The 25,746-nt window shown below is 67.8% G+C and carries 21 protein-coding genes; 6 read left to right on the forward strand and 15 right to left on the reverse strand.

Annotated elements, in window-relative coordinates; genetic code table 11:
• Positions 1–44: 44 nt before the first annotated feature.
• The 3 genes from dmeF (at position 45) to ASD22_RS08250 (ending at position 2,946) form a co-directional block, all read left to right on the forward strand.
• On the forward strand, positions 45–980 hold the full coding sequence (dmeF, locus tag ASD22_RS08240; RefSeq protein WP_056081649.1) for a CDF family Co(II)/Ni(II) efflux transporter DmeF: 936 nt from the start codon (positions 45–47) through the stop codon (positions 978–980).
• An 80-nt stretch (positions 981–1,060) separates the two neighbouring features.
• Positions 1,061–1,987, forward strand: coding sequence for a rhodanese-like domain-containing protein (locus tag ASD22_RS08245; RefSeq protein WP_056081652.1), 927 nt, complete (start codon positions 1,061–1,063; stop codon positions 1,985–1,987).
• Between the two features lie 65 nt (positions 1,988–2,052).
• On the forward strand, positions 2,053–2,946 hold the full coding sequence (locus tag ASD22_RS08250) for a pirin family protein (protein WP_056081655.1): 894 nt from the start codon (positions 2,053–2,055) through the stop codon (positions 2,944–2,946).
• A 111-nt stretch (positions 2,947–3,057) separates the two neighbouring features.
• Here ASD22_RS08250 and ASD22_RS08255 read toward each other — a convergent pair whose 3' ends face one another.
• The gene (locus ASD22_RS08255) at positions 3,058–5,004 is read right to left on the reverse strand and encodes an ATP-dependent DNA helicase (RefSeq protein WP_056081659.1); all 1,947 of its coding nucleotides are present in this window, start codon (positions 5,002–5,004) and stop codon (positions 3,058–3,060) included.
• Between the two features lie 107 nt (positions 5,005–5,111).
• Between ASD22_RS08255 and ASD22_RS08260 the strand changes: the two genes are divergently transcribed.
• On the forward strand, positions 5,112–5,555 hold the full coding sequence (locus ASD22_RS08260; protein WP_156458976.1) for a pyrimidine dimer DNA glycosylase/endonuclease V: 444 nt from the start codon (positions 5,112–5,114) through the stop codon (positions 5,553–5,555).
• 66 nt (positions 5,556–5,621) lie between these two features.
• Here ASD22_RS08260 and ASD22_RS08265 read toward each other — a convergent pair whose 3' ends face one another.
• From ASD22_RS08265 to ASD22_RS08290, 6 genes are all read right to left on the reverse strand, one after another.
• The gene (locus ASD22_RS08265; RefSeq protein WP_056081660.1) at positions 5,622–6,149 is read right to left on the reverse strand and encodes a tetratricopeptide repeat protein; all 528 of its coding nucleotides are present in this window, start codon (positions 6,147–6,149) and stop codon (positions 5,622–5,624) included.
• Positions 6,150–6,151: 2 nt separating this feature from the next.
• The gene (gene mrcB, locus ASD22_RS08270) at positions 6,152–8,533 is read right to left on the reverse strand and encodes a penicillin-binding protein 1B (RefSeq protein WP_056081662.1); all 2,382 of its coding nucleotides are present in this window, start codon (positions 8,531–8,533) and stop codon (positions 6,152–6,154) included.
• Between the two features lie 253 nt (positions 8,534–8,786).
• Positions 8,787–9,629, reverse strand: coding sequence for an NAD-dependent epimerase/dehydratase family protein (locus ASD22_RS08275; protein ID WP_056081665.1), 843 nt, complete (start codon positions 9,627–9,629; stop codon positions 8,787–8,789).
• Between the two features lie 88 nt (positions 9,630–9,717).
• Complete coding sequence (locus ASD22_RS08280; RefSeq protein ID WP_056081669.1) at positions 9,718–11,433, reverse strand: hypothetical protein; 1,716 nt, start codon at positions 11,431–11,433, stop codon at positions 9,718–9,720.
• 85 nt (positions 11,434–11,518) lie between these two features.
• Positions 11,519–13,663, reverse strand: a complete 2,145-nt coding sequence (locus tag ASD22_RS08285) for a bifunctional (p)ppGpp synthetase/guanosine-3',5'-bis(diphosphate) 3'-pyrophosphohydrolase (protein WP_056081672.1) — start codon at positions 13,661–13,663, stop codon at positions 11,519–11,521.
• 58 nt (positions 13,664–13,721) lie between these two features.
• Entirely contained in the window at positions 13,722–13,958 is a 237-nt protein-coding gene (locus ASD22_RS08290) for a glutaredoxin family protein (RefSeq protein WP_056081675.1), read from the reverse strand.
• A 72-nt stretch (positions 13,959–14,030) separates the two neighbouring features.
• Between ASD22_RS08290 and ASD22_RS08295 the strand changes: the two genes are divergently transcribed.
• Positions 14,031–15,413 (forward strand): L-serine ammonia-lyase, encoded by a 1,383-nt coding sequence (locus tag ASD22_RS08295; RefSeq protein ID WP_056081678.1) that lies wholly within the window; start codon positions 14,031–14,033, stop codon positions 15,411–15,413.
• Positions 15,414–15,529: 116 nt separating this feature from the next.
• On the opposite strand, the gene ASD22_RS08300 is transcribed toward ASD22_RS08295, so the two are convergent.
• From ASD22_RS08300 to ASD22_RS08335, 8 genes are all read right to left on the reverse strand, one after another.
• A complete protein-coding gene (locus ASD22_RS08300; protein WP_056081680.1) occupies positions 15,530–15,850 on the reverse strand; it encodes a DUF3325 domain-containing protein in 321 nt (106 codons plus the stop codon).
• A complete protein-coding gene (locus ASD22_RS08305) occupies positions 15,843–17,510 on the reverse strand; it encodes a PepSY-associated TM helix domain-containing protein (protein ID WP_056081683.1) in 1,668 nt (555 codons plus the stop codon). Before ASD22_RS08305 ends, ASD22_RS08300 begins: the two co-directional genes overlap by 8 nt.
• 12 nt (positions 17,511–17,522) lie before the next feature.
• Positions 17,523–17,837 carry a hypothetical protein gene (locus ASD22_RS08310; RefSeq protein ID WP_056081686.1) on the reverse strand — a complete coding sequence of 105 codons (315 nt, stop codon included), beginning with the start codon at positions 17,835–17,837 and terminating at the stop codon, positions 17,523–17,525.
• 29 nt (positions 17,838–17,866) lie between these two features.
• Positions 17,867–20,050, reverse strand: a complete 2,184-nt coding sequence (locus ASD22_RS08315) for a TonB-dependent siderophore receptor (protein ID WP_235577592.1) — start codon at positions 20,048–20,050, stop codon at positions 17,867–17,869.
• Positions 20,051–20,362: 312 nt separating this feature from the next.
• The gene (locus ASD22_RS08320) at positions 20,363–20,932 is read right to left on the reverse strand and encodes an SCO family protein (RefSeq protein ID WP_056081688.1); all 570 of its coding nucleotides are present in this window, start codon (positions 20,930–20,932) and stop codon (positions 20,363–20,365) included.
• Positions 20,933–20,941: 9 nt separating this feature from the next.
• Complete coding sequence (locus ASD22_RS08325; RefSeq protein ID WP_056081691.1) at positions 20,942–21,706, reverse strand: formylglycine-generating enzyme family protein; 765 nt, start codon at positions 21,704–21,706, stop codon at positions 20,942–20,944.
• Between the two features lie 201 nt (positions 21,707–21,907).
• The gene (gene nirK / locus ASD22_RS08330; protein ID WP_056081694.1) at positions 21,908–23,431 is read right to left on the reverse strand and encodes a copper-containing nitrite reductase; all 1,524 of its coding nucleotides are present in this window, start codon (positions 23,429–23,431) and stop codon (positions 21,908–21,910) included.
• A gap of 118 nt (positions 23,432–23,549) precedes the next feature.
• Positions 23,550–24,797 carry an NnrS family protein gene (locus tag ASD22_RS08335; RefSeq protein WP_056081697.1) on the reverse strand — a complete coding sequence of 416 codons (1,248 nt, stop codon included), beginning with the start codon at positions 24,795–24,797 and terminating at the stop codon, positions 23,550–23,552.
• A 187-nt stretch (positions 24,798–24,984) separates the two neighbouring features.
• Between ASD22_RS08335 and ASD22_RS08340 the strand changes: the two genes are divergently transcribed.
• Positions 24,985–25,746 carry a glucose 1-dehydrogenase gene (locus ASD22_RS08340; RefSeq protein ID WP_056081699.1) on the forward strand — a complete coding sequence of 254 codons (762 nt, stop codon included), beginning with the start codon at positions 24,985–24,987 and terminating at the stop codon, positions 25,744–25,746.

The following is a 25,746-nucleotide window of genomic DNA, read 5'->3' on the forward strand; positions in this document are numbered from 1 at the left end:
CGCGCTCATATACTGCGGGGGAGTATATGACCCGAGACCACCTCATGCCCGCGCCCGACATCGCCCCGTTCACCCACAGCCACCAGTTCAACCACGTCGATGCGAAGGCGGAGCGCAATACCCGGCGCGTGGTGTACATCACCGCGGCGATGATGGTGGTGGAGATCGTTGGCGGTTACTGGCTGAATTCGATGGCGCTGCTGGCCGATGGCTGGCACATGAGTTCGCATGCGCTGGCGATGGGGCTGTCCGTCATGGCTTATGCGCTGGCGCGGCGCTACGCAAAGGACGGCCGCTTCGCCTTTGGCACGTGGAAGATCGAGATACTCGGCGGCTACAGCAGCGCCATGCTGCTGGCGGTGGTTGCCGCGCTGATGATGATCCAGTCGCTGCAGCGCCTGTTCGTACCCGCCACGATCCACTACGACGAAGCCATCCCGATTGCCGTGCTCGGCCTGGGCGTCAACCTGCTGTGCGCATGGCTGTTGAAGGGAGAGCATGGTCACGGGCACGACCACGGCCATGCGCACGGCCACGCGCATGGCCATGGTCACCACCACGACGTGAACCTGCGCGCAGCCTACCTGCACGTGATCGCGGACGCGGCCACATCCGTGCTGGCCATCGTGGCGCTGGTGGGCGGCAAGCTTTACGGCGCCGCATGGCTCGACCCGGCGATGGGTATCGTCGGCTCGATCCTGGTGGCACGCTGGGCGCTCGGGCTGTTGCGCGAATCCGGCAAGATCCTGCTGGACGCGGAGATGGATCAGCCGGTGGTGGAGGAAATCCGCGACGTGGTGCGCGAGCAGTTTGCCACCGCCGCCGTCAGCGACCTGCATGTGTGGCGCGTCGGGCGCAACAGCTACGCCTGCATCCTGGGGCTGGTGGTGACGACGCCCATCAGCGCCGAGGACGTGCGCCGGCAACTGGCCATCCACGAAGAGCTGGTGCACGTGACCGTCGAGATCGCCGCCACCTGAGCGCCGTGCGGGCCACTTTCGCCCCGGTGCGCCAGGGCAAGTAAGCTGGGCCGACGGATTTACCCGAGGCGACACGTCAGATGATCGAAGCGCTGAACGCATTGCTGTCGACCTACGGGCTGTGGCTGGTTTTTCTGGTCGTGCTGCTCGACCAGGGCGGCATCCCGATTCCCGCCTGGCCGCCGCTGGTCGTGGCCAGCGCGCAGGCAATGGAGCGCCAGGAGCCGGTCTGGCCGATCCTGCTGGCCGCCACGCTGGCCGCGTTGTTGGCCGATACGTTGTGGTACCTGGCCGGGCGTCGGCATGGCGCGCACATGTTGCGGCTGATCTGCCGCGTTTCGCTGTCACCCGACAGCTGCGTGTCCAGCACGCGTGCGATCTACGCGAAGTGGGGGGCGCCGTCGCTGGTGCTGGCCAAGTTCATTCCCGGCTTTGCCGCGGTCGGCACCACCCTGGCCGGCCACCAGCGCACGCCGCTGCGCCGCTTCGTGGCGTATGACGGCACCGGCGCCGTGCTGTGGGCGGGCGTGGCGATCGCCACCGGCGTGGTGTTCCATGACGCCGTCAACGAGGCGCTGCTGACGCTGGAATCGCTGGGCCGGGTCGGCATCGGCGTGGTGCTGGTGGCGCTGGTGGTTTTCATCATCCGCAAATACTGGAAACGCCGGCTGTTCCTGCGCGAGCTGCGGATGGAGCGCATCTCCGTGGCCGAGCTGCAGGCGCTGATGGACAAGCCCGGCCGCCCGCTGCTGATCGACGTGCGCAGCGCAGCCGAACGCGATGCGACGGGCTGGATACCCGGCGCGGTCCACGCGGCGCGCGTGGCCGACCTCGTCGCCGACGCCAGCGCTGAAGTGGTGGTCTATTGCGACTGCCCGAACGAAGCCTCGGCGGCGCGCGTGGCCAGCCAGCTCAAGCAGCTGGGTTTCGTGCGCGTGCGACCGCTGGCGGGTGGGCTGGAGGCGTGGCGTTCGCACGGCCTGCCGGTGGAAACCACCTCCGCCTGACCTTGCCGCACCCATGGTGCGATAGTGGTCGCCTGCATTCCCCTGCTGCCACCCGGAGGTACTCCATGATCGAGCTCATCATCGAACAGCGCCGACGCGACCTGGGTTCCTTCGAAGTCGGCCGCGTGCTGCCGTTCGCCCAGCGCCGCATGGTCGGCCCCTACATTTTCTTCGACCGCATGGGCCCGAAGCAGATCGCGCCCGGCCTGCCGCGCGAGGCGGACGTGCGCCCGCATCCGCACATCGGGTTGTCGACCATCACCTATCTTTTCGACGGCGAGATCATGCACCGCGACAGCCTCGGCTCCGAGCAGGCCGTGCGCCCCGGCGAGGTCAACTGGATGACCGCCGGCCGCGGCATCACGCATTCGGAGCGCTTCGAGAAACTGCGCGCACAGGGCGGGCCGCTGGACGGCATCCAGGCCTGGGTGGCGCTGCCGGACGGGCGCGAGGAGATGGACCCGGGCTTCTGGCACTACGCCAACCATGACTTGCCGGTCTTCGACGACGACGGCCTCACCGGGCGGCTGATCGCCGGCAGCCTGGTCGGTGTGACGTCGCCGGTGAAAGTCGATTCGCCGCAGTTCTACGTGCACTGGCAACTGCGCGCTGGCGCGCGGGTGTCGCTGCCGGCCGAGTACCCCGAGCGGGCGGTCTACGTGGCCAGCGGCGACGTGGAGATCAACGGCGAGCGGGTCGAAGCGGGCAAGATGGCGGTGCTGGTGCCCGGCAAGGCCGCCACCATCGCCACCCACAGCGGCGCGGTGGTCATGGCGCTGGGCGGCGAACCGGTGGGGCCGCGCTACATCGACTGGAACTTCGTCTCCTCGTCGCCCGAACGGCTCGACCAGGCCCGCGCCGACTGGGCCGCCGGACGCATGAAACTGCCGGACCTGGACCACGAGGAATTCATCCCGCTACCGCCCAAGCTGGGTGCCAAGCCGGAGCCGATGTCGTAGTGACGGGATTCGGGATTTGTAAAAGAAGCAAGCCAGCCGTTGTAGGAGCGGCTTCAGCCGCGACGCTCTTGCCATGACCGAAGGGCAAAGGCGTCGCGACTGAAGTCGCTCCTACAGTGAGGCGGTGGCGTCATCGAAGAAGGCCTGCACGTCGGCCAATTCGCGGGTGCGCGGCATCGGCGGCACGCTGGCGAGGAACAGTTTGCCGTAGCCCTTGCCGGTGAGGCGCGGGTCGCACAGCATCAGCACGCCGCGGTCGTGCACGTCGCGGATCAGGCGGCCGGCGCCCTGCTTCAGCGCGATCACCGCGCTGGGCACCTGCCAGCCCATGAACGGATTGATGCCGGAGGCTTCCAGCGCGGCGAGCCGCGCCACCAGCACCGGATCGTCGGGCGCGGCGAACGGCAGCTTGTCGATCACCACCACGCTCAGCGCCTCGCCCACCACATCCACGCCCTCCCAGAAACTGGCCGCGCCCAGCAGCACGCCGTGGCCGCTGGCGCGGAAGTCTTCCAGCAGCCGCGGCCGCGGCGCGGTGCCCTGCACGAACAGCGGCCAGGGCACCTTGTCCTCCAGCAACTCGGCGGCGCGGCGCAACGCGCGATGCGAGGTGAACAGCAGAAACGCGCGGCCGTTGGAGGCGTGCAGCACCGGCAACGCGGCCTCGATCACCTGCTCGGTGTAGTCGCGCGCGTTGGGGTCAGGCAGGCCCGACGGCAGGTAGCACAGGCCTTGCCGTGCGTAATCGAACGGGCTTTCCAGGCTCAGGGTCTGCGGGTCGTCCAATCCCAGCTGGCGGGCGAAATGATCGAAATTGCCCGCCACCGACAGCGTGGCCGAGGTGTGTATCCACGCCGCCTGGGTGCGTTCGCGCAGGGCACGCATCGGCGTGGCCAGATCCAGCGGCGTGGCATGCAGGGCGAAACCGCGCGTCCATGACTCGTACCAGCGCACGTCGCGCTCGCTGCGATCCTCCACGATGCGGTCGAGCCTTTCGGCCAATGCAGTGGCACGCTCGCTGAGATTGGAGAAGCCGCGCGAACGCTCGGCCTGGGAGACCAGCAGCTCGGTCAGCGTGGCCAGCAGCTCGCGCAAGTCGTGCAGGGCATCGCGCACACCGGCGCGATCCTCCAGCTCCTGGAACGCGCCACGCTGTGGCAGCGGCGCCATCGCCAGGCGCAGTTGGCGGAGGGATTCCTGCAACGCTTCCACCGGCTCCAGCAGCAATCCGATGGCGCCGGTAACGCCGGTGCATTCGGCCAGCGCATCGTGCGCCAGGTCGGTCAGCTGGCGCGCGCTGAGGCTCTGCGAAAAGAACTGCCCGGCCAGCTCGGGCACCTGATGCGCCTCATCCAGGATGAAGGCGGCGGCGCCGGGCAGGATCTCGCCGAAACCTTCCTGCTTCAGCGCCAGGTCCGCGAACAGCAGGTGGTGGTTGACCACCACCACGTCGGCTTCCATCGCCTCGCGGCGCGCCTTCACCACGTGGCAGTCGTCGAAGAACGGGCATTCCACGCCCAGGCAGTTTTCCGGGGTGGAGGTGACGCGCGGCCACAGCGGCGACTCCTCCGGCACCTCGGCCAGCTCCATGCGGTCGCCACGGCGGGTGCGCGCGGACCAGGCGCGGATGGTGGCCAGTTGCGCGGCCTGGGTACGCTCGAAGGTGGCGCCCTCGCGCACGGTCTGGTCCAGCCGGTACAGGCACAGGTAGTTGGCGCGGCCTTTCAGCAAGGCGGTCTTCAGCCGCGCGCCCAGCACCGAGCGCACGCGCGGCAGGTCGCGGAAATACAGCTGGTCCTGCAGCGTCTTGGTACCGGTGGAAATGATCACCCGCTCGCCCGACAACAACGCCGGCACCAGGTAGGCGAAGGTCTTGCCGGTGCCGGTACCCGCCTCGGCAATCAGCGTTTCACGCCCCGCAATGGCCTGCGCCACGGCCTGCGCCATGCGCTGCTGTGCCTCACGCGGGGCGAAGCTTGGCACCTCGCGGGCAAACGGGCCATCGCTGCCCAGCAGCGCCGCAACATCCATGGTTGCGGGGTCGTCGTGATCAATCATCACGCCAGTATCGCCGAGCGGCCGCGGCGACGAAACCTTAGCGCGCCGCTTTCGAGCGGATGCCGCTTGCGGCGACAATGCGTGTACGCGGCGCGGAGGTTCACATCATGCGGTTATGGACACTGCATCCGAGTTATCTGGACCGACAAGGCCTGGTGGCGCTCTGGCGTGAGGCCCTGCTGGCGCGCGCAGTATTGCGGGGCGAGACGCGCGGCTATCGCAATCATCCACAACTGCAGCGTTTCCGCGCCCATCCCGCGCCGTTGTCCGCGATCGAATCCTATCTGTGCGCCGTTTACGCCGAGTCGCTGGCGCGCGGCTATGTCTTCGACCGCAGCAAGATCGAACCGGTTCTCGCGGTGACCCCCATCCCCGCCAGCGACGGTCAGTTGGCGCACGAATGGGCGCACCTGATGGCCAAGCTGCGACAGCGCTCGCCGCAGCTGCACCGGCAATGGCAGGCCTGCAAGCAACCAGCCTGTCACCCGCTGTTTCGGCTGGAACCGGGTCCGGTGGCGGAGTGGGAACGCGGCGGCATCATCGAGGCCTGAGTGCCGCCAGACCACCACTGAGCCGGCGATCAATGACTTCAGCATATGGACGCCTTGACGTCCATATCAGTAACGCGGCACGCCCGCCTTGTGGCACTGGGCCAGCCATTTGCGCGCGGTGGCAGCGCCGGCCTCGTCCCTGGCGTGCAGCCGCAACTCCACGATGGTCTGCCAGTTGCGGGCGCACAACGGGCCCAGCTTCGGCCCCAGCGACCATGAGCGATGGGCCAGTTTTTCGGCACCGCTGAAATCACCCAGCCGGATGGCGATTTCGGCGCGGTCCTGCAGCAGGGCGGGCGAATCCGGGCTGAGCCTCAAGGCCTGGTCGAGCTTGGCCCCGGCCTCGGCATAGCGGCCGGCGTTGGCGTCGGCGCGGGCGGCATCCTGCAACCCGGTGACGCCGGGATCGCCCAGCGGATTGACGGCGATCACCGAGCTTTCGCGGTCACCGGCGGCACGGATGGCGGCCACCATGTCGTGGGCAGGAGCGGCCGCGCGCGATGGGGCCGGCGGCGGCGGCGTGGCACAGCCGGCAAAAAACGCGACAGCCACCAACAAGGCGCCGCTACGCGCGGTGTTTACAAGGTACGACATGGTCAATTCCGGTACGGATCAGCGGGGTTCGAGGGGGCAGTGGGAGCAACCGGTGCCGCCGGGGCGGCCGGGGCGCCGGGCGCGCCGTTGGGGGTGGGCTGACCGACACCGAACAGGCCTTGCACGGTTTCCCAGGCGCAGCCATCGACATCAGCGGACAGGCTGCCGGCCACCACCGGCACCTGTTGCGCGCCAGCGCATTGCGGATCGGTGCGGCGGCCGCTGGTCGGGTTGATCCAGGCCATCTCCAGGCCGCTGCCCGGTGCGCTGGACAACGGCCGGGTGGGCAGCTTGGCGAACAGCTCGCGCCACGCACGCAAGGCACCGGTGGAACCGAACAGGCCGGCCGGCTTGTTGTCGTCGCGGCCCATCCAGAACACCGCCAGGTGTTCGCCGGTGTAGCCGGCAAACCAGCTGTCGCGCAGGTCGTTGCTGGTACCGGTCTTGCCGGCGGCGTGCAGCCACGCCAGCCCCGAATTGCCGATCGAATGCGCGGTGCCGTACACCGCCACCTGCTGCAACGCCCAGGTGGTCAACCGCACCGCGCTCTGGTATTCGCCGTCGCCGGGCTGCACTTGATAGCGCTTGATCGTGCGGCCGTTGCCGTCGAGCACGCCGCTGACGGCAACCAGCGGCAGCGCGTGGCCGTCGGCGGCCAGGTACTGGTAAAGATGGGTGACCTGCAGCGGCGAAAGATCCAGCGCACCAAGCAGCAACGACGGGCTGGGGTTGACGCCGGTCAGCCCGAACGACTGCAGGAACGACCTGATCCGCGGCAGCCCCAGCGCCATGCCGAGGTGGATGGTGGCCAGATTCCACGACTTCGCCAGCGCATCCACCATCGGCACCATGCCGTGGCTCTGGTTGTCGTCGTTCTGCGGGTTCCAGACGGTGCCATTGGGCTGGCGCAGCGAGATCGGGCCGTCATCCAGCAAGGTGGCCAGGTTCCAGCGCTCGGGCTGGGTCAGGGCCACCAGATAGATGAACGGCTTGATCGTGGAGCCGATCTGCCGGCGCGCATCCAGCGCCCGGTTGAAGCCCTGCGCGCCCGGCCGCTTGTCGCCCACCACGGCCAGCACGTTGCCGGTTTGCGCACTGGTCACCACCGCCGCCGCCTGCACCGCCTCGCCCCGCTTGCCCAGCGCCTTCACCGTGCTGCTGATCGCCTGCTCGGTGTAGATCTGCGCCGCCGGGTCGAGCGTGGTGAACACCGACAGATGGCCGCCGCGCAGCGTTTCGTCATCGAAGTCGCTGGTGATCTGCTCGCGCACCAGTTGCATGAAAGCCGGGAAACGGTTGTGCGGCAGCTGGCCGTTCTTGATCACGTCCAGCGGCGCCGCCTGCGCCGCATTGGCCTGTGCACCGGTCAGCAAACCGGTGGTCTCGAACTCCTGCAGCACAAGATTCCGGCGCGCCAGCGCACGCTCGGGATAGCGGCGCGGGTCGTAATAGCTGGGGCCTTTCACCAGGCCCACCAGCATCGCGATCTCCTGCGGCCGCAGCGCTTCCAGTCGGCGCCCGAAATAGAACTCCGACGCGGCCGCGAAACCGTGCACCGCCTGGTCGCCCTGCTGGCCGAGGAAAACCTCGTTGATGTACGCCTCCAGGATCCGACCCTTGCTGTAGTGCAGCTCGATCAGCACCGACATCAACGCTTCGTTGATCTTGCGGGTGAAGCTGCGCTCGCGGGTGAGGAACAGGTTGCGCACCAGTTGCTGGGTCAGCGTGGACGCGCCCTGCACCGTGCGACCGGCGCGCAGGTTGGCGAACGCCGCCCGCGCGATGGCCGAGAAATCGACGCCGATGTTGTGCTTGAAATCACGGTCTTCCACCGCCTGCAAGCCGCTGACCAGCAGCGGCGGCACATCGGCCAGATGCACGATGCGCCGCTCCACCTGGCTGGCGCCGTACAACGTGGCGATGCGCGCGGGGTCGAGATGCGCGATGGCCATCGCCTTGTCGCTGGCCGCGTCGGTGACCGAACGCACCTCGCCCTTGCCCAGGGTCACCTCGATCCGCTTCGGCAACTCGCCGCCGGCCGGGCCGGCGTAACCGCGCGAGGCGATGGTGTAGCGCGATCCGTCCTTGACCCAGCTACCGGGCAAGTTGCCGCGGTCGCCACGGCGGTAGCCGGCAAAGGTCAGCTCCAGCTCCAGCGCGGCAGGCGTCATCGGCACGCCCGCGGCCAGCGGCAGCGGCCGCGCGTACACCCGCGTGGGCACCGCGAACACCAGGTCGTTGAAACGCTCCTGCACACGCTTGTTCAACACCAGCATGTACGGCAGCACGAAACCCACCAGCAGGCCCATGCCGATCCAGAACGGGATGCGCAGCCACGGCCACGTGCGGCGCGCCAGGGAACGGGTACGGGTCAGGAAGGCCAACGGCGGGGAGTCCTCGATCAAATGCGTCGATCATAGGGCCTGCTACCCGAGGCGCATATGAATGGTGCGGGTATTTTGCGGGCAAAACGCGGTCATCGCGGCGAATGTTGGGGTGACCATCAATAATGTGGGGGCGACTCCTGTGGGAGCGACTTCAGTCGCGATGCTCTTGCTTTGGAGCTCCAGAACAGAAGCATCGCGACTGAAGTCGCTCCTACATGTCCTCGTACAACCCCGCCGCTCGGGCCTGGCGTCACTGGCCAGCCGGAAACCACATCGACGGATCGGGATCGAATGCGCGGGGGTGGATGCCGAGCAGGTAATGCAACTCGCTGTTGTCGGCGATCAGGTCGGTGTCCAGCCGGTTCAGCGGCCCGCGCAGGCGCGGCAAGGCGCTGGCGCATGCACGCAACAAACCGCCGGGCAGCGGCAGCGGCAAGGTGGCGCACGGCTGGCTGCGGCGCACGCGGCGGAACATCTCGACAAAAGACAGGCGCTCGCCGCCGCCGATCGGCAGGATGCGGCCGGCAACCGCCGGGCAAGCCAGCGCCGCCACCACGGCCTGGGCAATGTCGTCCGCGTGCACCGGCTGGCGCAGGCCATGCCCGCCGGGCAGCGGGAAAACCCGCAGGCGGCGGGCGCGGCGGGCGATTGGTGTCAGGCTCTTGTCCAGGCCCGCGCCATAGATCAGCGTGGGCCGCAGCACGGTCCAGGCGCAGCCATGACGGGCACAGGCGGCCGCCAGCGCCGACTCGCCATCGCGCAGCAACTGCGAGATGGCGCGCTCGGCCGGTACCGCCGAATCACGCTTGGTCTCGGCGCTCATCGAGCTGGTGGCGATCACTCGCGGCGCGCCTTCCAGCGGCGTGGCCGCCAGCCAGTCCGCGAACGGTTGCAACGGGCCGAAGCTGATGATCGCCGACAGCGCCGGCAATGTGGGCACCTGGTCGGGAAGCTGGCCGTGCAGCCAGGTCACGCCAGGCTGCTCCGGTCGCGGTTGCCGGCTCAGGGAAATGATCGACTCGCCGCGCTCCAGCAGCCGCGGCAACAGGAAATGGCCGATCTGGCTGCTGCCACCGAACACCAGGATCGTCATGGCGCGCTCGATGGGCGACTGACCAGCGCACGACGCCAGCCTGACGCTGCGCCGTACCCGGTCGTGGATTGGATGCCGCCAGCAGGGCTCACGGACCGCCCTGCAAACGGACGGCCATATCCTGCACCCGCGCGCTGTCGGGCGTGAGTTTGCGGGCGCGATTCAGCGATTGGGCAGCGCCCACGCGATCGCCGCTGGCCAGCTGGCGGTCGGCCTGATCGAGCCACGCGCCGGCCAGTCGATTGGCCAGCGCGCCCTGCGCGGGGTCGCCCGGTGCCAGCTCGGCCAGGTTCGCCAGCATGTCGGTGGCCTGGCCCAGCTGGCCGGCGGCCAGCGCCTGGTTGAACCGCTGCTCCACCTGCACCGGCAAGGCCTGCAAACCACGGCGCGCCTCGACGTTGTTGCCATCGATGGCCAGTGCCTGGCGATACAGGTCGTAGGCGCTGCCACCTGGCGGCAGCATGATGTCGCCGCGCGTGGCAGCCGCCTGCGCGCCTTGCAGCAACTGGGTGATCTGCGCCTGCTGGGCGGCCGACAAGGTTGGCGATACCAGCCCCGCATCATCCGGCGCGGCCGCGGCGGTTGGCGTGGCCTTCTCGTCCGGCGACGACGTGGCGGCAGTGGCCGCGTCGATACGTGCCCGCGCCGCGGCGAGATCGGCGGATTTGGGGGCCAGCGCCGCTGCCTGGTCGAGCAGGCCGGCGGCCTGGCTGCGGTCGCCCGCTTCGATCGCGGCGTTGGCGCGCACGATCATCGCCTGCGCCACCATGCCGAGGCCGGCATGCGCCTCGCGGCTGTCGGGATCAATCGCCAGCGCCGCCTTGAAATGCGCCAGTGCGGTGTCGTCGCCGGCACCGCTGACGCGGCCCTCGGCGAGCGCGGCGCGACCCTGCTTGATCGCCTCGTCCAGCGCCTCGGTGTTTTGCTGGCGCTGCTGCGCCTGCTGCGCGCGCAAGGCAGGCAAGGCGCCGTGGTTGGGTTGCAGCGCAGCCAGCCGATCGATCAGCGCGGCGGCTTCACTGTCCTGCTTCGTATCGAGCGCCTTGCGCGCCTGCTCGGCAAGCGCGTCGCCGACCTGGTTGAGGCCGTGGGCGGCGACTGCATTGCCGGGGTTGGCGCGCAGCATTTTCTGGTACAGCGCACCGGCGCCCTGCTCGCCATCCAGCTGGCCGGCGGCAAAGGCCTGGCGCGCGCGATCGACGAGATCATCGGTCGGCAAGTGCGCCGCGCGGGCTTTATCGATGGCGCGGTCGAGCCGGTCGATGTCGCTGCCGCCACCCAGCAGCTGGCGCGCCACGGCGGCGTGCTGCGCGGCCTGGTCGAGCTGGCCGGCCTGCAACGCCGTATCGCCTTGCGACAGTTCGGCGCGACCGACCTGATGCAGGCCGTTGCGCGCGGCATCGTTGTCCGGCTCCAGCGCCACGGCGGCCTGGTACAGCTCGCGGGCACTGGTACCATCCTGGCCGTCCAGACGTCCATCCTGCAACGCCTGTTGCGCCCGGCTCAGCACGTCGTTCAACTCGGTGCGCGGCAGCATGCCGCGCAGGTCGTTCTGCTTGAACCAGACGGTGGCGATCAGCGCCACGAACACCAGCAGCAACAAGGCCATCAGCCAGCCGCGGTGGCCGGACTCCGACCGCGGTGCGCGGGTACGGGGGCGCGACACGCGCGGCTCCACCGTCACCTGCGGCAATCCGTCGGATGCCGGCGCGGGCGCCGGCGCATCCATCCGGTCGATATCGCCGAGCGTAGGCTCGGTGCGACCGCGCGGATCGTTTTCGTGGTTTTCCCTGTTTCCGCTCATGGGCCCATCGTCCGGAACAACTGGCGCAGCTTAACATCGGCCCGACGACACCCCGGGGTTGCGGGCGCCGGTATTGCAGGTGGATTCAGCCGACGCCCACGCGGCGCGCGTCGATCACGTTGGGCAGCGCCTGCAGCTTGGCCAGCAGGATCGACAACTGCTCGTAATCCCGCACGCGCAGGGTGAAGCGCATTTCCACCTCGCCGGTGTGCACGAACAGCCGGCTGGACGAGGCGATGATGTGGGTGTTGGCGTTGCTGATCACGCTGGTGATGTCTTTCTGCAGACCCTTGCGGTCATAGCCGCGCACTTCGATGTCGACCTCGTACGCCTGCGCCGACGCGGTACCCCAGTTCACCTCGATCACCCGATCCGGATCGCGCCGCGCCAGCCGCGCCAGGCTGGCGCAATCGGCCCGGTGCACCGATACGCCGCGGCCGCGGGTGATGAAGCCGCGCACCGGATCGCCCGGCAGCGGCTGGCAGCAGCGTGCCAGCGTGGTCAGCAGGTTGCCGATGCCCTGGATGCTGAGCGCGCTGTGATCGAGCGTGGCGTGGCGCGACGCCACCGGCGTGGCCGATTGGGTGACGAGCGGCGCCGGTGGTTGCGCCGCCTCCTGCAAGACGCGGGTGAGCTGGCCGGGCGTGACTTCGCCCAGCGCCACCGCCACCAGCAGGTCGTCCGGCGTTTTCAGGTTGAAATGGGCGGGCAGTTTCGCCACGTCGGCGGCGGAAACGGCAGGCAGCGCCATGCGCTTCAGCTCACGCTCGAACATGGCGCGGCCGGCCGCCACGTTGGCGTCGTGCGCCAGCTTGCGAAACCACACGCGCACCTTGTCGCGCGCCCGCGAGGTGTTGAGATAACCGTGATGCACCGACAGCCAGTCGCGGCTGGGCTCGGCAATCTTGGTGGTGAGAATCTCCACCCGGTCGCCACTCTGCGGCTGGAACGTCAGCGACACGATGCGGCCGTTGACCTTGGCGCCGCGGCAGCGGTGTCCCACCTCGGTATGCACGTGGTAGGCGAAATCCAGCACGGTGGCGCCGTGCGGCATGTCGAACACCTCGCCCTTGGGCGTCAGCAGGTAGACGCGGTCTTCCAGCAATTCGGTGTGCAGGTCGGCGGCGAGTTTGCTGTCGTCCTCGCCGCGTGCGTCGAGCAGCTTGCGCATCCAGGCGATCTTGGCCTCGAACTCGGCGTCGGCGCTGCCGCCCTCCTTGTAGCGCCAGTGCGCGGCCACGCCCAGCTCGTTGGCGCGATGCATCTCGTGGGTGCGGATCTGCACTTCCAGCGTCTTGCCCGACGGGCCCAGCACGGCGGTGTGCAGCGACTGGTAGCCGTTGCCCTTGGGCCGCGCGATGTAGTCGTCGAACTCGCCTGGCAGGTGCGGCCAGCGCGCATGCACCACGCCCAGCGCGGCATAGCAGTCGGACACGCTGTCCACCAGCACGCGCACCGCGCGGATGTCGTACAGGTCGGAAAACTCCAGCGCCTTGCGCTGCATTTTTTTCCAGATGGAATAGATGTGCTTGGGTCGCCCGGCCAGCTCGGCATGGATGCCGGCGGCCTCAAGGTCGTGCTGCAGTTCGTCCAGCGACTGGCGGATGAACGCCTCGCGATCGGCGCGGCGTTCGTCCAGCAACTTGGCGATGCGGCGGTAGGTGTCCGGTTGCAGGTAACGGAACGCCAGATCCTCCAGCTCCCACTTCAGTTGCCAGATACCGAGCCGGTTGGCCAGCGGTGCATGGATGTCGCGGGTGAGCCGGGCCAGCGCGGCGGCCTCCTCGGCTGGCCACGCCACGGCAGCGCGCATCCGCGCCAGCTGCCGCGCCAGCAGGATGAACACCACGCGCAGGTCGCGGATGATCGCCAGCAGCAGCCGGCGCAAACCTTCGGCCGCCCGTTCCGGCGTGCGCTTCTGCGCATGCAGCGCCCATACCTGCTCGGCCGCCTGCTGGCCGGCCACCAGCCGTTGCACGTCGGCCGGCAGCGATTCGCTGCGGGCAGTCCATACCGCCGGCGCCACCCGCGCCAGCTCGAACCACAGCGCCGCCGCCAGCGTCTGCGCATCGCAGCCGAGCATGTCCAGCAGATCCAGCACATCGGCGCAGCCGGCCTCGTCCAGCGGCTGCCCGGCGCAGGCATCCAGTGCGTCGGCCAGCAGCGGCGACAACGCCGTGGCGCGATCGCGCCAGCGATTCAGGCTGGAAGGTTGGGCGGCACGAACCATGATGGGGAATGTTCCAGGCGACGCTTCATTCTAGGACACGGCGAGCGCCAGCCCCGTGTCAGCCAGGCTGACCGAGAAACGCCCGCACCGCAGCGGCATCGAACGGCCAGTCCAGCTCGCGATCGGCGCGGTTGTCGCGCAGCACCGGGACGCGCACGCCATAGCGCGCTTCCAGCTCGGCCGAATCGTCCACCCACGCGCTGTCGAAGTCCGGCGCGCGCGCCTCGGCCAGCACCGCCAGGGCCAGGTCGCAGAGATGGCAGTAGTCGCGCTGGTACAGGATCAGGTCGGGCATGCTTTTCGGCAGGGGCTGCGTTCAAGGGGGCCCGCGTAGAATAGCGCGCACCTTTCCTCCCTCGGCAGCCACATGGCCGTCAGCGTATTCGACCTGTTCAAGATCGGCATCGGGCCGTCCTCCTCGCACACGGTGGGCCCGATGCGCGCCGCCGCGCGTTTCGCCGAACGCTGGCTGGAGGAAAAGGGCGTGCTGGACCAGGTCGCCCGCGTGCGCGCCGAACTGTTCGGCTCGCTGGCGCTGACCGGCCGCGGCCATGGCACCGACAAGGCCGTGCTGCTGGGACTGGAAGGCCAGCATCCCGACACCATCGACCCGGATGGCATCCCCGCCACGTTGGAGCGCATCCGCTCCAGCGGCCGGCTGCAGCTGCTGGGCAAGCGCGACATCGCGTTCGACGAGAAAAGCGACCTGGTGTTCAACAAGCGCCAGAAGCTGCCGTTCCACACCAACGGCATGCGCTTCTCCGCGTATGACGCCGACGGCAACCTGCTGGCCACGCGCGACTACTACTCCGTGGGCGGCGGTTTCGTGGTCAACAAGGACGAAGCCGCCGAAGACCGCATCGTGGCCGACACCACCGAACAGCCCTACCCGTTCAGCAGCGGCGACCGGATGCTGGCGCTGTGCGAACAGCACGGCATGACCATCGCCCAGTTGATGATGTCCAACGAATCGGTGTGGCGCAGCGAAGCGGAAACCCGTGCCGGCCTGCTGACCATCTGGCAGGCGATGCAGGATTGCGTGACCCGCGGCCTGCGCTCACCCGGCACGCTGCCCGGCGGCCTGCACGTGGCACGCCGCGCGCCGGCGATGGCGGAGGAACTGCGCAACCAGCCCGAGGCCGCGCTGCGCGATCCGCTCACCATCCTGGACTGGGTCAACCTCTACGCGCTGGCCGTCAACGAGGAGAACGCCGCCGGCGGTCGCGTGGTCACCGCGCCCACCAACGGCGCGGCCGGCATCATGCCGGCGGTACTGCATTACTACCAGCGCTTCTGCCCCAAAGCCGACGAAAACGGCATCATCGAATTCATGCTCACCGCCGCCGCCATCGGCATCCTGTACAAGGAAAACGCCTCCATCTCCGGCGCTGAAGTGGGCTGCCAGGGCGAGGTCGGCGTGGCCTGCTCGATGGCCGCCGGCGGCCTCACCGCCGCGCTGGGCGGCAGCATCTGGCAGGTCGAGAACGCCGCCGAAATCGGCATGGAGCACAACCTCGGCCTCACCTGCGACCCGATCGGCGGTCTGGTGCAGATCCCCTGCATCGAACGCAACGCGATGGGCTCGGTCAAGGCCATCAACGCCAGCCGCATGGCGCTGAAAAGCGACGGCAAGCACCGCGTCAGCCTCGACAAGGTGATCAAGACCATGCGCGACACCGGCCGCGACATGAAGGACAAGTACAAGGAAACCAGCCGCGGCGGGCTGGCGGTGAACGTCATCGAATGTTGATGACGGACGCGGCCGTGTGCCTGCGTGAGCCGTTGCCCTACCAACCCTTCGACTTCGCCGCTGCGCGGCTACGCTCAGGGTGAACAGGGCCGGGTGCGTCATCCCATGAAGTCGCGTCACACCCACGGCGCCAGCACGCGCAACCAGCGCGGACGCCAGGCCAGGGTGAAGGCAACCAGCAGGGCGGCCCCCGTCGAGGCCATCACCCAGACCAGGACCGCCATGGAGGCGTGGTCCGCGCCCAGACACAAGGCCAGCGCGGCGACGATGCTCGCCGCACCAAGCCATCGCAGCAGACGGGCCATGGCCGACGAGGGAGTGCGCCCCCACACTTGCTGCGCATGCACCGGCATCGACCCGGCCAGCCAGCCCATGCCGGCCACGCTGGCAAGCCATGCCGCCAGCAACAGACAGGTCGCGAGCGCGGCTTCAGACACGCGCCATCCCCATGTCGGCGATGCGTGACTGCGCGGCGCTGGCGCGGCGCTTCAGTGCACGAGCCGTCAGGCAGGCCACGGCGGCGCTGCACAACAGAAACAGGTCGATGCCAGCCACCGGCCAGTAGCCGGTGGCGATCGTGCGCCACACGTAATCGCCGGTGGTGATGCCGTTCAACACCACGGCTGCCAGCGCCAGCGTCGCGATCGCGATGCACTGCTCGCGCCAGGCCGGGTTCGCGCGTCCTTGCGCCACCGGCGCGCTGCGCCAGGCGGCATGCAGCAGCGCCAGCGCCCAGATGCACCAGAACGCGTAACGCTCCCAGTCGCCGCGTGCCGGCAGGTTCTCCGGCAGCAGGCGATTGGCCACCAGGATGCCCAGCGTGGCCAGCAGCATGCCGGTCACCGTGGTGACGGCCAGCGCATCCACGATGCGTGCGCCCTGGCTGCCCCGCTGCGCATGCTGGCGCTTGCGCTTTTCGACGAAGAACACAAAGCCGGTCGCAATGCAGACCGCGCCTGCCAAGCCGCCCAGCATGTAGAACCAGCGCAGCAGCCAGTGGCGGAAATGCTGCAGGTGCAGCCCGGTGAGGAATTCGCTGACGCGACCCGTCGGCGTGGCCGGCGGGTCCACGCGGATCAGTTCGCCAGTCGACGCCTTGAAGTGGATGCCGTCGCCCACCAGCGCGATGCGGTCGGTGCCGGCGCGGTAGACGCTGACGTAGCCGTTGGCGTCGCCCACGTGCTGCATCATCAAAAAGCCCACGTCGCCGGCCTTGCCGTCGGCGGCCCAGCGGCGTTGCGCCTCGGCCACCATCGCGTCCACCGACGCCAGCCCCGCTGGCACGCCGGCGCGATCGTGCGGCAGGCCGGTTTCCTGCGCTTCCACCTGCTCATGCAGCTCGTGCAGGCCATGCAGTTGCGTTTGCCCGACGGGAAAGTAGTAGGTGCTGGCGAAGATCACCAGGCCGGTGAAGGCAAAGAAGAAGTGGAACGGCAACGCCACCACGCCGGTGAGGTTGTGCAGATCCAGCACGCTGCGCAGCCGCGCCTTGCCTGGGCGGAAGGTGAAGAACTCGCGGAACAGCTTGCGGTGCATGATCACGCCGCTGACCAGCGCCGCCAGCATCATCAGCGCGGAGAAACCCACGATCCAGATGCCCAGGTTTTTCCAGTCCAGCGTGAGGCTGTAATGCATCGGGTAGAAGAAGCCGCTGCCGATCTTCAGCTGGTCATCGGACAGCGCCTTGCCGTTGCGCGGATCGATGGTGCCGTAGGCCCAGATCGCCTCCTCCGGGTCCTTCGCGTTGGGCACTTCGTAGCCGGCGTACAACTCCAGCACCGGATCGCGGTGGGTGGTGTAGGCGCTCCAGTTGACCACGGTGTCGAAGTGTTGCGGCATCGCGCCGTCGACGCGGGGACGCATGGCGTCGATCGCCGCGGGCGTGGGATGCATGCGCTCGAACGCCGGTCGCAGTACCTGCTCGAACGATGGCATCGGTTGCGGCGCGATTCGGGTGGTGGGGACCGTCCACCGGTCGATCTCGCGATCGAACACCGACAGCGCGCCGAAGAAGAATGCCGCCATCAGCACGAAGCCCAGCACCAAGCCGAACCAGGTGTGCAGCCATGCCATGGCCTGCCGGAAACTGGAAAACATCACGCCGCCTCCTCAGGTCAGCAACGATTGCACGAACGAAGCGGCGGCCGTCATCAGCGCGCCGGCGCCCAGCAGCACCAGCCAGGCCATCGCCAACCGGCGCGTGGCGACGGTGCACAGGAACGCCACGAGGTAGGCGAGCAGCCCCGCCACGGCGCCCAGGAACTCGGCGTCGTGGAATTCCATTCCCGTTGCGGACAACAGGCCGGTCACGGCCGCGACCGTGCCCCACGCGAAGACGTAGCCACCGAGCACGGCGGCAGCAACGCGCGATGCGACGCGAAGGCGGGTCGCGGACGAACCCTGGACAGCGAGTGTGTTGGACATCGGCTACTGCCTTCCCACGGTGAAGTCGCTCAGAAGCGCCAGTCGAGGCTCAACATGTAACTGCGCGGTGCGCCGTAGAAGCCGCTGTAGCGCAGCGTGTTGATGTACTTCTCGTTGGTGATGTTCCTGGCGTTGAAACGCAGCGTGGCATTGGGGCGAAAATCCCAGGCCACGAAACCGTTGACCACGGCGTAACTGTCCTGGCGCACGGCGAAGCCACTGGTTTCCACGTTGGAGATGGCGCTCTGCCAGCGCCCGCCGATGCCGAACGACAACGGCGCGTAGCTGGGCAGGTGCGCGCTGAGCATCAGGTTCGCGGTGCGGCGCGGCACCCAGCGGTAGGTGTCGTCACCGTCTTGGCCGGTCAGTTTCAGGGTGGTGTAGCCGAACACCAGGTCGACGTTGTCGCCGAGCTTGCCAGTGGCTTCAAATTCGATGCCCTTGGATTCGACATCGACGCCGCCGTAGTAGTACTGGCCGTTGTCGTTGTAGCCGATGCCGGTGGCCAGTCCGTCCTGTTCGGCCTTGAACACGGCCAGCGTGGTCAGCAGGCGGTGGTCGAGCCAGTCGGCCTTCACGCCCACTTCGTAGTTGGTGCCCTTGGTGGGATCGAGGTAGCGCTGTTCCTTGTCGGCCTGATCCTGCGGCTGGTAGATGTCCGAATAGCTGACGTAGCCAAGCACGTGCTCGTTGAAATCGTAGGTGAGGCCGCCGTAGGGACTGGTGTGGCCCTCGGTCTGGTCGAAGGGCACGCCGTAGTTGGCGCCGTCGCGGTGATAGTTCGCGTAGTTGAAGCCGACCACGGCCTTGAGCCGGTCGGTGAGCGCGAGCCGGGTGGCGCCGAACGCGCGCTTCAGCCGCTGGTCCAGCGTGCCGTAGACGGAGAGCCCGCCCCACTGCGGTTCGGCGATCGCGTCACCGGCCCACGGGAAGCCGGGCATGGCGATGTAGCCGCAGGTTTCAGTGCCGCACATCGCCTGCGCGTATTCCCGATTGGCCGCTTCGCTCTTGCCCACGCTCACGCCCAGCATCAGCTCCTGATCGCGGCCGAACAGCTGGAAATGACCATTGAGGGTGGCCGCTCCCAGATGCGACGTGGTGGCGTCGGGACCACCCCAGGGATAGCCGTACAGACCCAGGTTGGTGCCCGGCTGCATGCCGGTGCCGTCGACGTCGGTGGCGTAGAACATCTTGGTGTCGTTGCCGATGCGGCGGTAGTTGTAGGAGAGCTTCAACTGCCAGTCCGCCGCCAGCTGGTGGGTGTATTCGAGGAAGCCGGTCTGGCTGGTGGTGTTCCAGTAGGTCCAGTCCTGGGTGGTCGATGCGCCGCGATCCCATTCGGCCTGGCTGCCGTCGCTGTACATGAAGCTCAGCGCGCCCCACATGTTGCCGTTGGTTTTGGCCTTCTGCCACGAATATCCGGCCGACAGGGTGCCGTTTTCGCCGACCTGCCCGTCGATCACGCCGTAGATGAAGTCACGCTTGTCGTCCTTGCCGCGCAGGTAGGAGTCGCCGTCTTCATGCGCCGCAACGATGCGCCCAGCCCAGGTGCCTGTCGCGGTGAACGGCGTCGAATAATCCGCCTGGACGCGCTTGGTGCCCCATGAGCCGTAGCTGATGCCGACCGCGCCCTGCTCGTCATTGGTCGGGCGCTTGCGCACGTAGTTGATGGTGCCGGCCGCGTTGCCCACGCCGGTCAGCAGGCCGTTGGCGCCGCGGATCACTTCCAGCTTCTCGTAGCCGTACGCATCCATCGCGCCGGTGGCCACGCCCCAGCCATTGGGCAGGCCGACACCATCGATCTGGGTGTTCTGGATATCGAAACCGCGCGAGGTGTAGGTGGTGCGGTTGGTTTCCCACTCCTCCACCTGCACGCCGGTGGCCAGGCGCAATGCATCGTTGACGCTGGTGGCGCCGAATTGCTGCATCTGTTCGTCGCTCACCACGCTGATCGACTGCGGCGTGTCCTTGATGCCCAGATCGAGGTTGGTCGCGCCGTTGCTGACACGGTCGGCGCGCTGTGCCACGACCATCACCGCGCCCAGATCGGTGGCCGCGCTGCTGCCTGCCTCATCGGGTGCGGCCAGCAATACGCCCGGTGAACATGCCAGCGCCACACAGATCGCGAAGCGCAAACGGCCAGGGGCTGATGCGGCCGAACGATTTTTGGGCGCACTGAGGGACGGCAGACGAATGGAACTCGTGGGGCGCATGGGGATCCCGGATGGAGAGGAACGGGCGTCGCTCCGGGTAGCGCGATGGCATGCGCCGCCGCGGCCTGGAGGCAACGAATCAGCGCGCTATTAAATGAGAATGCTTCTCATTATGCAAGTCTTTGTCGGCCGGGGGGCGCGGCCGGCTTGCGACGGAAAAAGTGCGAAGGTCACGCCCGGTGGCGAATGCGGCTGGATAGCCGTCGTTTTCCGCGTTGCGCGGATTCACTCAGTCACGCGCGCGCCAACCGCCAACAATCGCTGCAGCAAGGTCATTGCGCCATCAGGGCGCGACGGCGCCATCGATCGCCCTCAGTGCTCTGCCAGCGCCTTGTCGATCGCCGCCACGAACACGGGATCGACCCGGCCGATGACGGTGGTGCGGGCGGCGATGCGGCCGTCGGTGTCGAGCAGGATCAGTTCGCTGCTGTGGTTGAAATCGCCATCGGGGAGCTGGCGGTATTGCAGGCCGAACAGCGCCGCCAGCGGGCGCGCGTCTTTGAGTTCAGTGCGAGCCAGGGTCCAGTAGCGCATGTCGAGTTTGCGCGTGGCGGCGTAGCTGCGCAGCGCGTCCACGCTGTCGCGTGCGGGGTCGAAGCTCACCGCCAGCAGGGCCAGCTTGTCGCGGCCGGGCTCGGCCACGGCCTTGCGGGTGAGCTTCATGGTGTCCACGATCATCGGGCAGACCATGGCGCAGGAGGTGTAGATCATGCTGACCAGTTGCACCTGCCCGCGACGCGCGGCCAGCGGTTGCGCGTGGCCGTCCTGGTCGGTGAGGGTGACGTTGAACTGGTAGACCGAATCGGGCGGCAACGGCGTGGCGGCGGAGGCCTGGCCGGCCAGCAGCAGCGTCAGGAGCAACCACGGGGCAAGGCGTTTCATGGAAAGACCTCAGTCGGGCTTCGCACAGCGGAAGCCCATGTTGTTGGTGGTGTCCACCGCCTTCAGCGCGCTCAGCATGGCGATGCGCATCAAGGTGGCGTAGTTCTCTTTTTCCTGCATGCTGACGGCGCCGGCACCGCAGAACTTCATCTTGTCGGCACCGTCCTGGTCGCGGCTGTCGCTGCCGACCAGCAAGGCGTTGAAGTCGTCCACCCACTCCCACACCACGCCGTTGAGATCGCGCACGCCGTGCACGTCCGCCGCGCCGCCCACGCTGGGCAACGCCTGGCTGGAGGGGCGGCTGTACCACTGCAGTACGCGTTCGCGCCAGGCCGGATCACTGCGGGCGTCGGCGCGGCGGGCATCGGCCGCGGCGGCGTATTCCCATTCGTACCAGCTGGGCAGGCGGGCGTGTTCGCTTTCGCAATAGGCCTGGGCGGCGAACCAGCTCACCCGCGTCACCGGCTGTTGCGGCAAGGCATCGCCCAGCGCGTCGGGCGCGGCCCAGTGGGTGAGGTAGCGGCGGTCGGCGAAGACCGGGGCCACCTGGTCACGCCGCCACTGCGGATGGGCTTTCACGAAAGCCAGGAATTCGGCGTTGGTCACCGGCTCGGTACGCAGGCGGAACGGCGCGATCTTCGCCGGTGCCGCCTTACCGTCGGCGGGCAGCACGCTGGTGAACGTGCCACCCGGCAGTGGGGCGTATTCCGCCGCCACCACCGGGCCGGCCAGCAGCGCGCCCAGCATCAGCATCGACAGCTGCCAGGCGCGCATCCTCAGAGTCTGTGAAGAAAACCACTTCCTGTGGTTTTCTTCTATCGCGAGTCCGGTACACGCCCGGACTCGCTCACGCGGATCAGTCACTTGCGTGACCGATCCGCGCCCGGCCATCGGGCAACTGCTCCTGCGTTGCCTCAACTCGGGCATCCATGCCCCTCGCCTTGGCCGCGACTGAGAAGTTGAAAAAATCACTTCTCAGTGCTCCGGTGCCGCGGCGGGTGCCGGCTGCGCGCGGACCTTGGCCACCTCTTCCTTGGTGATCTGGCCGCCGGCGTTGTCCCAGCTGTTCAGCACGTAGGTGAGGATGTTGGCCACTTCATCGTCGTTGAGCTGGCTCATCGGCGGCATCACCGAGTCGTAATCCACGCCGTTGACGGTGATCTTGCCGTGCAGGCCGTGCAGCGGGATCGAGATCAGGTGCTCGCGATCCTGCTTGACCAGGTAATCCGACTTGGCCAGCGGCGGGAACACGTTGGTCATGCCCTTGCCGTCCGCCTGGTGGCAGACCGAGCAGGTGCCGGTGAACAGCTGCTGGCCGGCCTTGACCTGCTCCTCCTTGGTCAGCGTGCCGGCGGCATGTGCCTTGGCCGCCGCGCTCACCGCCTGGAGGTTGGGTTCGGCGCGGTCGCCCAGGTAGACCGAATCCACCTCCTTGCCCGAGTAGATCGCCTTGTTTTCCGGCCCATCCACCTTGAGGATGCCCAGCGCACCCTTGTTGAAGGCGCGGAAGATCGAGTGGTCCACCAGCACGTAGCTGCCCGGCACGTCGGTGTGGAACTCGACAATGGCGGCGCCGCCGGACGGGATCAGCGTGGTCTGCACGTTCGACTGCGGATGCGTGCCGCCCTCCTGCTGCACGCGGTCGAAGATCTCGCCGATCACGTGGAAGCTGGAGATCAGGTTGGGGCCGCCGTTGCCCACGAACAGGCGCACCGTTTCGTTGGTTTTGGCGGTGAGCGCGTTGTCACCGGTGAGCGCGCCTTCGTGGCCGTTGAACAGCACGTAGGTCGGGTGCTCGTCGATGGCCTTGTCCATGTCGAACGGCTGGTGACCCTTCTCGCGGTACTTGCCGGTGGTGTAGAAATCGCCCTGCATCACGTAGTACTCGTGATCGACCTTGGGCAGGCCCTCCGGTGGCTCGACCAGGATCAGGCCGTACATGCCGTTGGCGATGTGCATGCCCACCGGCGCGGTGGCGCAGTGGTAGACGTAGATGCCGGCGTTGAGCGCCTTGAAGGTGAACTGCGACGCATGCCCGGGTGCCGTGAAGCTGGACGCCGCGCCGCCACCGGGGCCGGTGACGCCGTGCAGGTCGATGTTGTGCGGCATCTTGCTGTCGGGCGCGTTCTTCAGGTGGAACTCCACCGTGTCGCCCTGGCGCACGCGGATGAAGCTGCCCGGCACGGTGCCGCCGAACGTCCAGTAGGTGTAGCTGACGCCTTCGGAGATGGGCATCTCCTTTTCGATCACTTCCAGCTCCACGATGACTTTCGCGGGGTAGTTGCGATTGACCGGTGGCGGGACGTGTGGCGGGCTGGTGAGTACGGCGTGGATCGGCTCGCCCTGCGGCGGGCCGAAGCTTTCCGGCGGGGTGATGGCCGCCGCCGCGGCACTACCGAACGGGACTTCGCCGGCGCCGCCACTTGCGGGCTTTTCGGAGCAGGCTGCAAGGGCCATCAGGCCGGCTGCAGCGAGGATGAGTGACAACTTACGTGTCATGGCGCTTCTCTCTGTGGAGTTCGGCGCCAGACTAGGTGATCGCTGTTTGTCCCAATTGACGCGGGTCAACTTCCGCCGTCGAAACCCTCTTCTGCGTCAAGCTGCCACAGCGCCCTGCTCACCCCGGTTTGCCGTCGCGGCGCGGGGTCAGGTAGATCCATGCCGAGCGCAGCACCCACGGCAGAAATGCCACCAGCCAACCGTAGGCGGCGATCACCAGCCACAGGTACACATCACCGCCCAGTTCGGCGCGAATGCGCAGCAGCGCCACGATCTGCAACAACGCGAAACACAGCCACGCGATCTTGCCCATCTGCAATGGCCGGCCGGAGTGGCCCATCGTCACGCGCGTCACCATCGCCACCAGCATCGAGCCGAAATAACCGATGGCCAGCGCGTGCAGCGGCGCGCGCATGAACAACAACTCGCCGCGCGTGGCATAGATCACGTCCTGCACCGCATACAGCACGAAGGCGATCGGCAGCCAGGCGAACGCCAGGTGCAGCACCGCCAGGATGCCGGGGCGCATCGCCTTCCACGGCTGCCACGCCACCGCATGCCACGCAAACACCAGCGCCAGCGGCACGTCGACCACCCAGCGCCAGGCCAGCAGCCCGCGCCACTCCATCAGCAGATGCCCCAGCAGCAGCACCCACACCACCGGCAGGCTCCAGCGCGGGCGTACCACGTGATAGTCCTTCACCACGTTGCCGCTGAAGAACGGCAGCATGCGGTGCGTCACGGTGAAGAAGATCGGCAGCAGCAGGCCGAACGTGCCGATGTGTATCGCCAGCAGCGCACAGGTCTCCGGGCCGCCGAACAGGTACACCAGGAACGCCACCAGGCCCACGCAACCGAGCCCCAGCGCCAGCAGGCACGATTTTGCGTGATCAATACGGTTGCTGGCCGCCAGCAGCACCCGGCCGAGAATGGTGGTGCCGATCAGGTAACCGGCAAGCATCACGATGAAGCCGGCCTTGACCAGCCACGGCATGCCCACCAGACCGACATTCGCCAGCACGTAGCCGCCGAACACGCTCGCCGCCACCGGCACATAGTGACGCCGCGACAGCGCCGGCAGGTTCATCCAGCGCGGAAACACCGTCAGCAGAAAGCCGAACATGAACAGCGGAAACAACCCGTACTGGATCACCATCGCATGCGCCCAGCCCGGCGGAATCGATGGCTGCGGCCAGCCGCCCAGGCCGAAGCGCATCCAGGTCAGCTCCACCGCCCACCACGCCATGCTCAGCAGCACCGCGATGGCGCCGGCCAGGAACAGCAAACGGTGCGGCGCCGAGCTGAGCAGGGCGGGCAGTTCGGCGAACGTCGCCGGCTTGACGCTGGAAGTGCGTGATTCGGCCATGAGCCATCTCGAATGAGAATGATTTCCACATAGTGGCAGATCGACGTACGCCACGACATTGACCTGTATCAGCGCGCGCACCGCGCGCTTTTGCCGCGCCGGCGCAGGGCGGAAGGTTGACCACGATCAACACCCACTCGCGCGATCGGGGTCAGGCTGTACCTGACATCCACATGGAGACACGACCATGGGCAGACTGAGCGGCAAGGTGGCGCTGGTGACAGGCGGCGCATTGGGCATCGGCGCGGCATGCGTGACACGGATGATCGAGGCCGGTGCGAAAGTGGCCATCGTCGACCTGCACGACGACGCAGGGCAGGCGCTGGCCGCGCAGCACGGCGGCAACGCACGCTATTTCCACGCCGACGTATCCAGCGAGGCCCAGGTGGCCGCGGCGATCGCCGGCACGGTGGAGGCGTTTGGACGTCTGGACGTACTGGTCAACAACGCCGGTATTGCCGGGGCGAACAAGCCCACGCACGAACTTACCGAAGCCGAATGGGACCGCGTGCAGGCGATCAACGTGAAGGGCGTGTTCTTCGCCACCAAGCACGCGATCGCGCCGCTGCGCGCGGCCGGTGGCGGCAGCATCATCAACCTGTCGTCGATCTACGGCCTGGTCGGCGCGGCGGATTCACCGCCCTACCATGCGTCCAAGGGTGCGGTGCGGCTGATGAGCAAGACCGACGCCATGCTGTACGCGGCCGACAGGATCCGCGTCAATTCCATCCACCCCGGTTTCATCTGGACACCGATGGTGGAACAGCACATCGCCTCAATGGGCGGCGACCCCGTGCAGCATCGCCACGAAGTCGGCGCCCTGCATCCGCTGGGCCACATGGGCGACGCGGACGACATCGCCTGGGGCGTGGTCTATCTCGCCTCCGACGAATCGAAATTCGTGACCGGCAGCGAGCTGGTCATCGATGGTGGCTACACCTGCCACTGA

The organism is Rhodanobacter sp. Root480 (assembly GCF_001426645.1).
GTDB classification, from domain to species: Bacteria; Pseudomonadota; Gammaproteobacteria; order Xanthomonadales; family Rhodanobacteraceae; genus Rhodanobacter; species Rhodanobacter ginsenosidimutans.